This window comes from Archangium sp. (assembly GCF_036389735.1).
GTDB lineage: Bacteria > Myxococcota > Myxococcia > Myxococcales > Myxococcaceae > Archangium.
The window spans coordinates 1-11,439 of the sequence record NZ_DASVWK010000845.1; the positions used below are offsets into that span (position 1 = coordinate 1).

At 69.6% G+C, this 11,439-nt stretch carries 10 protein-coding genes; 2 read left to right on the forward strand and 8 right to left on the reverse strand.

Annotated elements, in window-relative coordinates; all coding sequences use genetic code 11:
• Window positions 1–256 precede the first annotated feature (256 nt).
• The 5 genes from VF794_RS30215 to VF794_RS30235 all read right to left on the reverse strand — a co-directional run bounded on the left by VF794_RS30215 (window position 257) and on the right by VF794_RS30235 (window position 5,919).
• Window positions 257–1,201 carry an SDR family oxidoreductase gene (locus tag VF794_RS30215; protein ID WP_331116401.1) on the reverse strand — a complete coding sequence of 315 codons (945 nt, stop codon included), beginning with the start codon at window positions 1,199–1,201 and terminating at the stop codon, window positions 257–259.
• 19 nt (window positions 1,202–1,220) lie between these two features.
• A complete protein-coding gene (locus tag VF794_RS30220) occupies window positions 1,221–2,075 on the reverse strand; it encodes a lysophospholipid acyltransferase family protein (RefSeq protein WP_331116403.1) in 855 nt (284 codons plus the stop codon).
• Window positions 2,076–2,430: 355 nt separating this feature from the next.
• Window positions 2,431–4,233, reverse strand: a complete 1,803-nt coding sequence (locus VF794_RS30225) for a serine/threonine-protein kinase (RefSeq protein WP_331116405.1) — start codon at window positions 4,231–4,233, stop codon at window positions 2,431–2,433.
• Window positions 4,230–5,060 (reverse strand): DUF2381 family protein, encoded by an 831-nt coding sequence (locus tag VF794_RS30230; RefSeq protein ID WP_331116407.1) that lies wholly within the window; start codon window positions 5,058–5,060, stop codon window positions 4,230–4,232. Before VF794_RS30230 ends, VF794_RS30225 begins: the two co-directional genes overlap by 4 nt.
• Before the next feature lie 190 nt (window positions 5,061–5,250).
• Window positions 5,251–5,919 (reverse strand): hypothetical protein, encoded by a 669-nt coding sequence (locus VF794_RS30235; RefSeq protein ID WP_331116409.1) that lies wholly within the window; start codon window positions 5,917–5,919, stop codon window positions 5,251–5,253.
• 311 nt (window positions 5,920–6,230) lie between these two features.
• Between VF794_RS30235 and VF794_RS30240 the strand changes: the two genes are divergently transcribed.
• Window positions 6,231–6,890, forward strand: a complete 660-nt coding sequence (locus VF794_RS30240) for a DUF4142 domain-containing protein (RefSeq protein ID WP_331116411.1) — start codon at window positions 6,231–6,233, stop codon at window positions 6,888–6,890.
• Here the strand turns inward: VF794_RS30240 and VF794_RS30245 are convergent.
• Genes VF794_RS30245 through VF794_RS30255 form a run of 3 tightly spaced genes read right to left on the reverse strand, consistent with a single transcriptional unit; the run spans window position 6,875 to window position 9,901 of the window.
• Complete coding sequence (locus VF794_RS30245; protein WP_331116413.1) at window positions 6,875–7,822, reverse strand: polysaccharide deacetylase family protein; 948 nt, start codon at window positions 7,820–7,822, stop codon at window positions 6,875–6,877. The genes VF794_RS30240 and VF794_RS30245 overlap by 16 nt on opposite strands.
• A gap of 10 nt (window positions 7,823–7,832) precedes the next feature.
• Entirely contained in the window at window positions 7,833–8,549 is a 717-nt protein-coding gene (locus tag VF794_RS30250) for a glycosyltransferase family 2 protein (RefSeq protein WP_331116415.1), read from the reverse strand.
• A gap of 2 nt (window positions 8,550–8,551) precedes the next feature.
• Entirely contained in the window at window positions 8,552–9,901 is a 1,350-nt protein-coding gene (locus VF794_RS30255) for a protoporphyrinogen/coproporphyrinogen oxidase (protein ID WP_331116417.1), read from the reverse strand.
• Window positions 9,902–10,117: 216 nt separating this feature from the next.
• On the opposite strand from VF794_RS30255, the gene VF794_RS30260 reads away from it, so the two are divergent.
• A partial coding sequence (locus VF794_RS30260; RefSeq protein ID WP_331116418.1) for a zinc-ribbon domain-containing protein occupies window positions 10,118–11,439 on the forward strand: 1,322 nt, incomplete at its 3' end.

Sequence of the window (11,439 nt, forward strand, 5' to 3'; positions counted from 1 at the left end):
CGGCCGAGGCGGTGGGCGTCGAAGGTTCCCCAATGGAACCCCCTCACCATGCCTGCCTCTAGAGCAAGGCAGGTGCCAGCCCCTCACCGGCCCGACTTCCCCGAGATATCAAGGGGTTGCGGGCCCAGCGTCGGAAGGGCCTCCTGTCGGAAAAGCCCAGGGCCCTGACAACGGTGTCAGTACGCCCCCGGAAGCCCATGATTCGGCCCCCTGACCTGCGCGTCAGGGAGGGCCTGGGCGCCGTGAGGGAAATCCCCTACTCGCCGATGACGGAGCGGATGGTCTCCCGCATGGAGTAGCGGGGCTTCCAGTCCACGTCCTTCCGCCAGCGGACGCCGTCCACGTTGCAGAGGAACTGGATGTGGTCGAGCTCGGGCGGGGGGAAGTTGGCCAACCGGTACTTGAAGAGGAGGCCCAGGAGGGGGCGGGCCACGGGGTGGGGCACGGGGATGGCGGTGTGGCCCAGCTCGCGGTGGATGGAGGACAGGGGCACCTCGCCGGGGCCCACCACGTTGTAGACGCCCTTGGGGTCGGGGCGCAGGGCGGCCTCCATCATGGCGCGCGCCACGTCCTCCATGTGGATGAGCTGCACCATGGGATCGAACCCCGCGAGCACCCACGGGCGGCGCAGCCGCAGGTAGTTGCTGGGCGCGTTCTTGATGGTGGAGCCCACGATGTGGACGGGCCGGAGGATGACCGTCTGGATGTTGGGGTGCTTCCAGAAGAAGCCATGCGCGAGCATGTCCACTTCAATGAGGTCGCGCACGCCCGAGAAGCGGCTGGCCGCCATGAGCGGCGCGTCCTCGGTGAGGAAGTTGGAGTTGTCCGGGCTGGGGCCGTAGACGTTGGCCGAGGAGAGGACCACCACCTTGGGCACGTTGTAACGGGCGCAGTACTCCAGCAGGCGCGTGGTGCCCACGACGTTGAAGGAGTGGTGCTCCTCCCCGCTCATGCGCGGGTCGTGCATGATGCCCATGTGGATGACCGCGCGGATGTCGTTCTTGCGGAAGACGTCCTCCGCCTTCTTCTTGCGCAGGTCCAACTGGTGCATCTCGATATCCTTCGGCTTGCCCATGAAGGGGCGCCGATCGATCCCGATGATGCGCTCGTGCTTGTGCAGCAGCTTGGCGAGGGTCCGCCCCAGGTTGCCGCTGATGCCGGTGATGACGACGGCCGGTCTCTTGGAAGAATCCTGATTCATGGCGCGCGTGCCGGGGGCTTCACCAGAAGACGTTCCGGCGCTCCTTGAGACCCTGGTTGAGCATCGACTGGATGGAGGCCTTCACGGTGCGGACCTTCTTGTCCAGCTCGGTGTCCTCGTCGTCCGGGCGGCCGGTGAAGCGCAGCGGATCTCCGAAATAGATGCGGTACTTGGTGGGCAGGGGCAGGGGCAGCCCGGTGACGGTGAGGGGGAAGGCGGGGAAGCCGAGCAACTTCGCCAGGGGCTTCACGTCCACGAGGGCGGGGGCCTGCTCCTCGGCGCCCACCACGGCCACGGGGACGATGGGGGTGTCCGTCTCCAGCGCGAGGCGCATGAAGCCCAGGCCGAAGTCCTGGAGCTGGTAGCGCTGGGGCCACAGCTTGGAGATGCCGCGGATGCCCTCGGGGAAGACGAGGATGGCCTCGTCGGACTCCAGGAGCCGGCGGCAGTTCTCCGGGGTGCCGACGATCTGCCCCACCCGGGCCATGAAGGTGGAGACGAAGGGCAGCGAGGGCACCCACTTCTCCACCATGCTGCGGATGGCGCGGGGCGGGTCCCCCTCCAGCAGCATGGCGACGCCGATCATCGCGCCGTCCATGGGGAGCTGGCCGGAGTGGTTGGAGACGAGGAGGACGCGGCCCTTGGGCACCTTCTCGACGCCGTAGGCATCCACCCGGTGGTAGTTGCGGTAGAGCCAGAAGAAGGGCGCGAGCGCCGACAGGCTGTAGTCGAGGTTGAAGCCGAAAGGATCCACCCCGTACTCATTGCCCGTGCGGGCGAGTGCCTGGAGGCGCTCCTTGCGCTCCGGCCCCACCATGCGCTCCGTCCACTCGCGGAGCTCCTGTTTCACCTTGTCGCCGACCTGCTCGAGCATGGGGCGTGTCTACACCATCGGCCCCGCCGCTGGGAGGTACTCCGCGACAACGAAGAGGGCAGCGAGGTGACGCTCGACGCGCTTTGCGCCCGGCTCGGTCTGACTCCCCTCCCATACCTCGAGGAAGACACCTGAGCCCTGGCTGGAGGCCCCGAGCCTCGTCCCCTCTCGCCGCCGCGCCAGAACGCCAAATCACCGGAGAGCCGTCTGTCGCCGTCATCCGGAAAAAAGCCTCCGGGGGCGCTTCGCTTGTAGACGTCTACAAGCGATGTCGCATTTTACCCCACATCGCTTGTAGACGTCTACAAGCGGGAGCGCCTCGGAGCCGTTTTCACGTTTGGCGTCGTCGAGAGCCTCAGCGCCAATCCGGCGGTGCGAAGTCGATGGGGGGCACGGGGTAGCCCTCCGGGCCGACCAGCACTATCTCGAAGCGCGGGTGGTTGAGCACCACGCTGCCGGGACTCTTGTCCACCTTGGCCGGGTCCACCTTGACGCGTCGGATGGGCAGCTTCGCGTACGTGGGGAGCCCGTACTGGTGCAGGCCATCCACCGCCACGCCGCAGATGGGCAGCGAGCTGCCGTCCGGCAGATGCAGCCAGTCGAACTGGATGTAGACGCGGTGGGGCATCGTCATCGCCTCACCCGTCACCCGCATCTCCACCTCCTGCCCCTTCATCTCGACGTAAATGGTGGCGGTGACGGGACCGGGCTTGAGGTTGAGAGAGCCTCCATCCCGGATGGACTCGTCCGAGGCCGGAGTGCCGGAGTCGAAGAAGGAAGGATTCTCCTCGGGCGTGAGGCCCAGCTTGACGGGGGTGGCCCGGGCCTCGGGAGAGCAACGTGCGAAGTAGCCGATGGGGTCGGGTCGCACGGGAGCGGTGGCGCACCCGGCGAGCTGCGCGGCGGCCACGCCCAGCATGTTGGTGAGCAGCGCGCACAGGCGCGAGGGGACTGGCGTCGAGGTGGGCGAGAGGTCGGGAGCTGCGCTGTGGGGAGCGGGCACGGACTGCGTTCCTTTCTCGGAGAAGAGTGCCCAACCTAGCCCGAGCAGTCCCAGTCCCAGGGCCAGCGCGACCAGGAGCCGGGGCCAGCGGCTGGCCCTCTGCGGGAGCGTGAGGGAAGGGGTCTCCACGGAGGGAGGGGGGGGCGGTGGCTCTGGTAGCGCCTCCCGCACGTCCTCCAACAGGTCCACGTCCGGAAACCGCTCCTTCACTCCCGCGTCCTCGGAAGGCGGCCTCGCCGGGGACTGCCAGACGGGCGTGTGTCCTTCTTCCTTGCGCAGCCGTTCGAGCTCCTCGCGCACGGCGCGGGCGCTCAGTGGCCGCTGTCCGGGCTCCTTGGCCAGCAGCCGCCAGACCAGGGCGCACAGCGAGGCGGGTGCATCGGGAGCGAGCCGTTGGGGCTCCAGGGGCGGCGTGGCGGCGATGGATACCAGCAACTCCTCCAGTGACAGCTGGGTGCTGAAGGGACGGCAATTGGTGAGCGTCTCGTACAGCAGCACACCGAAGGCATACAGGTCCGCGGCCGGCCGGGACGGCAGGCGAGAGCCCTGGCGCGCGGCCTTGGACACCAGGAAGGCGATGGCCTCCGGGGGCTGACAGTAGAGCGTGCCCGGTGCCAGCCCCTCCGTCAGGGGGCGAGCTCCGGGCAGGTGCGCCGCGCCGAAGTCGATGAGGAAGGGCCAATCATCCCCCTGGCGAACCAGGACGTTGTCCGCCTTGAGGTCGCGGTGGCACATGCCTCGCTCGTGCAGGGCCTCCAACGGCCTGAGCACATCGCACAGCACGCCCACGGTCCGGTGCAGTGAGGCGCGCTCGCGCCAGCGCCAGGCGTGGAAGGTGCTCCCGGCGACATAGGGGGTAACGAAGTAGCCGTAGCCCGCTTCCGGGTCGGGCCACCGGCCCCACTCCAGTACCGGCAGCAGGTGGGGGTGCACCACGCTCTCCAGGGAGAGCACCTCGCGGCGCATCCACTCATCCACCCGGTCCTCGTCCGCTTCCGAGGCGGGCCGAGCCGCTACCTTCATGGAGAAGGAGCGGCCCTCGCGCTCCATCAAAAAGACAAAGGCGAAGCCGCCCACGCCGAGCCGGCGCACCACGCGGAAGTCCCGCACGGCGTGCCCCGCTCGGAGCTGGTCGGGGTGCAGGGGCTCGCTCATGGACGCCCGGCCGTCCCCGCCAGGGGCAGCGGTTGGAATTCGCCGGGAGAGTCCGCCTCGTCCAGCGCCACCTCCAAGCGCGAGGCGCCCTCCGGAAGCAGGCCGGTGAGGATGTGGAGTTGCCTCTTCCGCGTCGCGCCCGGGAGGAGCCGCGCGGGCCACTCCAGGAGGCCGCCATCCGCCAGCGTCGCCCGCAGCCGCGCCTGTGCCGGAGTCCACGCGGAGGTATCCCTCTTGCAGTTCCGCAGGGCCACGGTGGCGAAGAGACGCCGGCCCATCCAGAGCACGGACTCGACCTGTCCGAACGAGCACCGTGGATTGTACTCGACCACCTGCTGGGGGACGGCGAGCGTGGCGCGGGCATTCGGCGCCGCGAAGAGGCTCCGGGCCACGCTCTCCACGCCCTCCTCCTCGGTGGAGGGCTGGGCGCGCACCACGCGAACCTGGAGGTCCACCGCGTCACGCCGGGTGACGAGCGCGAAGCGCAGGGGCTCGGCATTGCCCTCGGTGGGCACGGAGAGGAGCACCTGCTCGTCCAGGGCCAGGTCCGTGGTGAGGATGAGGACCAGCGAGCCATCCCCCGTGGGGACGAGCTGGATGCGTCCGTCGTCTCGCGCGAGCACCGGGGCCTTGGGGCGCGAGGACGTCTCGAAGCGCACGAGGGTGGCCACGCCCGCCGCCACGTGCAACTCCAAGGGTGGTACCTGGGCAGGCCGGGAGGGCGACACGAGGGTGCGCCGCTGGAGCGCGGGCCCGCTGGAGCCGTCCCGCGCGATGGCCGGGGTGGAGAGCAGGAGGGACAGCAGGAGCCAGGAAACAGGGCGCACGCGCGGCCTCCACGAGCAGGCGCGCAGGCTAGGGGAGGCTCCTTCGCGGGGGCAAGCGCAAAACCACTTCCGCCGTCACCTCCACCGGGTTGATTCCCCAGGTTGTACGACGGCGGGGAGGGAACACCGGCCATGTCTGGTCGGCGTCCCTCCCCGCCCGCTCACCTCACCTCACACGGAGGCGTGGCCCCTACTTCGCCGCGAGGGAGGGCTGCGCCTCCAGGCCCTGCTGGAGCGCCTGGATGAGCCGCGGCACCTCCGACATGGGCACGCCCTGCACGTTGAGGAGCGTCTTCTCGTCCTGCCTGTTCGAGGTGAAGCGGACTTCGGCCACCCCGCTGAAGTTGCGGAAGATGCTGTCCTCGAAGAACAGCAGCCGCGCCTGGTCCGGCACGGGCACCCGCACCGGGGTCGGGGCCTTCTTGGCCCGCAGGGCCCGCTCCATCTCGTCCACGCTGCAGTCGCTGAAGGGCTTGCGCAGCACCTTGCCATCCTCCTGCGGCACGTCGATGCCCAGCGTCCCCGGGTCCGAGTTCAGGACGTCGCCGGTGACCTCCACGTAGCGCATGAGCGCGCGCAGGTGGTACACGCCATACTGCGTGCAGACCGCCTCCGGGAAGGTCCGGGCCACGGCGCCGTACGTGCTCAAGGTGGCCTGCGAGAGCGCCTTCACCTGCTGGGTGAAGAAGTCCTGGGCGCTCTTGTACCCGGCCAGTTCCGCCAGCTTCCGGTTCACGACATGGTTGTAGATCGTGCCGATCTGGTGCGCGGCGGTGCTGCCCTGCCTCACCAGCGTGTTCATCGCGTCCCGAGCCTGCTCCAGCGTCATGTCGGAACCCATCGCGTGCATCAGTCGCATGTGTCTTCCCCCGCTTTTGTCTTGGGTAGGGCCGCTGAATCGCGGCGAGCACGGACACAGCAGTTGGCGCGCCAACGCATGAAACGTCTCATTCCGAGGACTTACGGAAGGAGGAGGCAGCCAGCGGGTCCAACCCCCAGACACACAGTCCGCTGAATGGGACGGTCGCTTGTAGACGTCTACAAGCGAAGCGACTTCCGGCTCGTATTCGAGGTGTCACGGACTGGCCGGGCGCTCGCCGCGCCGCCTGCCCCAGGCGCTTGTGAGCCGACACTCCCCGCCCCAGCTTTTCACCGTCAGGAGGTGGGGACATGAGAATACGGCGATGGCTGTGGAGCGCGGGGCTGGTGGCGGTTTTGGGGCTGGGCGCGGGCTGTGCCCATGACGAGACGAAGCAGGCACGCATCCGGGGCGAGAAGGTGGGAAAGGCCCTCGCCGAGAAGGTCCGCTTCGCCGACCAGCTCTCCCTGCTGAACCAGGAGCAGATCGTGCTGGCGCATGTCGCCCTGGAGAAGTCCACCCATCCCGAGGTGCGGCGCTTCGCCGAGGATCTGATCCGGGACCATCAGCGCAACCAGGACGAGCTGGAGAGACTGGCCGAGTCCAAGGCCATGTCGCTGACCCGGGTGGACCTGACCATGGGGGACCAGGCCATCGGAGGCGCGGGCCTCGAGGGCATGCAGCGGGGCCTGGAGTCGGGGGATGACGCGTACAACAAGAAGTACGACGAGCAGGTGACGGAGTTCCTCGAAACGCGCAACGCGCTGAGGGTCCTGAGTGGTGACGAGTTCGACGAGGCCTTCCTGGCCGAGGTGAAGAAGGGCCAGGAGCGGGGCGAGGAGCTCGTCGACAAGGGCCTGGACGACTACCGTGACGACACGACGTTCGCCGTGTTCCTCACCCGGACGGCCCCCGTCTTCGCGAGCCACCAGCAGCGGAGCGAGACGTTGGAGGGCTACCTGGGAGATTGAGCGAGCGCGGAGGCCGCGTCCCGCAGCGTCACCACGTCGTAGTCGGACTTCAACCAGCCGAAGAGGGTCCTCAACCGCTCCAGCTTGTGCGCGGCGGACACCCGCAGGTCCCTCTGCTGGCGCACCAGCTCGGGGGGGATGCCGTCCTCCGCGTCCAGCACGTCCACCGCGTGCAGCTCGAAGTTGAAGAACGCATCATGCCGACAGGCGAGGTACGCGGCGCGCACGGCGGGCAGCGGCAGCGTGGTGGCGAAGGTGCCGATGAGCGGGAAGCGCACGCCGGGCGTCACCGCCATGGGCAGCTCCAGCACGGCGCCCGTGCCCCGCTGGTAGGGGTGGGCCGGGTCCGGCCGGTAGGGCATGCGCGGCGCGAGCAGCACCCGGGGCGAGTCCAGCACCGCCCGCGAGGGTCGCCCCAGCAGCGACAGCGCCCCCATCACCGCCGCCTTCGCCGTGTAGTACGGGGCCGCGGGGAACGCGGACGAGCCGTAGCGGTAGCCGCGCTCCACCGTCGCCGCGTACAGCGCCGCGTTGAGCGTGTAGCCCGGCGCGCGAAAGCCCACCGGCCGCGTGCCCGTGGCCGCCTCCAGCACCTCGTCCGCGCGCCGCAGGTCCTCGCGGATGCTCTCGGGCGGGCGCCGCGTCAGCGCGTAGTCATGCGAGAAACTGTGGCTCGCCACCTCCACGCCCGCCTCGTGCGCGGCTCGCAGCACCGCCGCTGCCCCCGCGTCCGCCGCCACGTCCTCGCCAATGGCGAAGAACGTCCCTGGCACGCCCACCGCCGCCAGCAGCTCCCGCAACCGGGGCACCGCCGTCGTGTAGACGAGCCCCCGCGCCCGCGCGTCCAGCAACGATTCGGACAGGCCGTGGATACGGCAGTAGTGCGGCAGCGAGTCCAGGTCGACGGAGATGGATGCGAGCCGCCGCGCCACCCTCGCCTCCTCAGGTGCCTCGAATGCGGATGACGTAGAAGAGCTTGCCCACGTTCCTCAGCACATTGGGCACGCGCCTGAAGAGGTGGATGGAGGGCTGGCGCTTCTCCTGGAGCTGGATGGGGATCTCCACCACCCGCAGCCCCTCACGCCAGGCGCGGATGACGAACTCGCTGGCGAACACGTCCATGTCCACCACGCACTTCTCCACCACCGGCAGCAGCGCCTCGCGCCGGAAGGCCTTCAGTCCGTGTGTGTCCGTGCCCTGGAAGCCCAGCGCCACCTTCAGCAGCCCGTTGTGCACCCGCGTCGCCACGCGGCGGATGACCGGCCGCTGGTCGCTGGCGCCCTTGGCCGCCTTCGAGCCCACCACCATGTCCACCCCGCCCTTCTCCAGCACCGGCAGCGCGGCGTCGTAGAAGGACAGATCGCACAGGTCGATCTCATCGCAGAAGACGTAGGTGCCGCGCGCCTTCTCGATGCCGGCCTTCAGCGCCACGCCGTAGTTGGGGCGATTCGAGTGGAACCAGCGCAGGCGCGGGTTGGCCGCGCACAGGCCCTCGAGAATCTGGGGCGTGGAGTCGCGCGAGCCGTTCTCCGCGAAGATGATCTCGTAGTCCCAGCCGCGCGCGTCGAGTCCCTGGCTGAGCTCCGCCGCGGCGGAGGCGACGATGGCCGCCTCGTTGTAGACGGGGATGACGATGGAGAGGAACGGGGACGAAGCCATGGTCAGCCGTGCGACGTAGCACGCCCCCCGGGCTCCGTCGAGCCGTTCAACCGGCGCGCGCAGGCCCGTCCGCCGAGGATGGCATCCTCCATGGACGAGTACTCCCACTGCCCGTAGCGCCCCGCGGTGAGCAGGCCCGCGTGCTCCAGGAAGCGGAGGATCTCCGTCTTCGCCGGCCCGTAGGCCTCGTCATAGAGGACGTAGGCGTGGGGAATCTCCCGCGCCTGCGAGAAGAGGATGTCGTCCGCCGAGTTCACCATCCGCGAGCGCACCAGATCCTCCACCGCGTACCGCTCGGCCTGGGCCATGGAGAGCTCGCCGTGGTGGCTGTACTCCACATAGAAGGTGGAGGTGTCCGGAGGCGCCAGCGGCTCGTACACCGCCGACGGAGAGCCGATGCGGTACGTCTTGAACTCGGGCTCGGGCAGGTAGATCCAATGCCAGGGATGGGGGTTCTTCCCCCGGGCGGCCACGCACACGTACGTCACCGTGGTGGCGCGCAGGCGGCCGGCGGCGGCCAGCACCTCGTCGGGCACGCCGGAAGCTCCCTTGGCCACCAGCCGCACCAGCCCCGGCAGCGAGATGGTGGAGAGGAGGTGCGAGTAGCCGAGCGTGCGCCCGTCCGACAGGGTGACCTTCCGGGCCTTCCAGTCGATGGCGGTGGGCTCGGTGTGTACGTCCAGCTCCCCACCCTTCAGGTGGGCCCGCATGGCACGAGCGAGCGCCTCGATGCCGCCCTCGCGCGGGTAGAGGAAGGAGGCGTTGTAGCCCAGCGCGTCGCTCCCCACGCCCAGCGCCCCGTCCACCACCTCTTTCAAGGAGGGCCGCGGCACGAAGCGCCCCACCCACTCGGCGGACAGCTCGGACGGGTCCACCGTCCACAGCTTCTTGTTGTAGGGGAACATGAAGTTCTTCGCGAACCCCTCCCCCATGTAGCGCAGGATGAACTCGGCGAAGTCGCGCGGCTCGCGCTCACGCAGCGCCCGGCCCTTCTCCCCGTACACCGCCTCCACGTAGCCGATGAGGTTCTCCGCCACCACCTCGGCGGGCAGGCCGTGCGTGTTCACCTGGTACGGAAAGCGGGTGAAGACCCCGCGCGAGAAGATGGCCGCCTTGCGCTGGATGGAGACCATCTGCCCCGGCAGCCAGCGGGAGTTCACCAGTTCCTTGATCTCCGGGTCTCGCAGGTGCAGCCAGTGCCCGGTGGGGTCGAAGGAGCATCCCTCGATGACCTCGGTCTTGATGAGGCCGCCGACCCGATCGGACTTCTCGATGAGGCGCCAGGGGCGCTGGAGGAAGTGCGCGGCGGACAACCCCGCGAGGCCCGCGCCGAGGATGACGATGGGTTCCATACAGCAGCCCGTCTACCACCTTCGCCGCCACGTGGAGCAACAGGAACGTCACACTGTCCGCCTGGAAGCCCTCCCCTGCCTGCCTGCCCACCCGCCAGGGATGTGTCCGATCCGGCCGTCGCGTTCTTTGCCGCCCGGAAAATGCCTCTGATAACCTGCGCCTCGCCGCGGGTCAGTGCGGCCGTTCGCGCCCGTGACCCCCGCTGAAGGAAACCCATGAAAGTCTCCTGCCCGTCTTGCCAGACGAACTACAACATCGATGACAAGCGGATCCCGCCGGGCGGCGCGAAGCTCAAGTGCGCACGGTGCCAGAACACCTTCCCCATCAAACCCGGTGGTGATGCGGTAGCCGCGCCCGCCGCCGTCCCGCTGCCCGCCCCCAACGCGCCTCCGGCGGCGGATCCGTACGCGGGCTACAACGGCTACGAGCAGCCCGCCGAGAGCGAGGCCACCCGCGTCGTCCCCATGCCGGGTGCGGCCTACGGCGACAGCGCGGCCATCCCGCTGCCGGGCGCCACCGCGCCCTCCGCGGGCTACGACTACGCCGCGTCCCAGCCCGCGCCGGATCTCGCGTACAACGTGAGCGCCTCCGCGGCCCCCGCGAGCGAGGCCATCCCGCTGCCGGGCGCGAGCGACCCGTACGCGAGCGGTGGGTTCCCGCCGGAGAGCGAGGCCGTGCCGCTGCCCGGCGCCTCCGACGGTTACTCCGATGGCTACGCGGGCACCTCGCAGGGCTTCGACTACGCCGAGGATCCGTACGCCGCCGCGCCCCAGGGCGGCGCCATCGCCCTGCCTCCTCCGCCCTCCGAGGAGCCCTACGCGTATGCCGCCGAGCCCCAGGGCGGCGCCATCGCCCTGCCTCCTCCTCCGTCCGAGGAGCCCTACGCGTATGCCGCCGAGCCCCAGTCCGACGGCTTCGCCACGGCCAACCCGTTCGACATGCCTCAGCCGACCACGGCCGAGGTGGACACCTTCGCACTGCATGCCCATCCGCCGCCGGCCGAGGACCCGTACGCCGCCGCGCAGGTCGATGATCCCTTCGCCCTGCCTCCTCCTGCCGCCGCGCCCGAGGCCGATCCGTTCGCCCTGCCGCCACCGGCCGAGGACCCGTACGCCGCCGCGCAGGTCGATGACCCGTTCGCCCTGCCGCAGGGTGACGTGACGAACCTGGACTTCTCGGAGCCCGCACCCACCGCGGTGGACATGGGCATGGACTTCTCCGAGCCCCCGCCCGCCATGCCCGCGGCGCCGGCCTCCATCCCCGATTCGCTCGAGTTCGACCCGACCTCGCCGACGCGCTCGTCCGGGGATGACCTCGAGGCCGACCTCTCCTCGCCGCTGCCGCCCATGGCCTCGCCGGGCACGGCCGACGGCCTGGAGATGCTCAGCTTCATCGACGACGCCGCCAAGGACAGCGGGGCCAACAAGGCCAAGGCCGCCACCGGCCGCCGCTTCCACGTGCGCCGCCGCTCGGGCAAGGTCTTCGGGCCCTTCGAGGAGGGCGTCATCGTCAAGATGCTCGAGGACGGCCAGCTCCT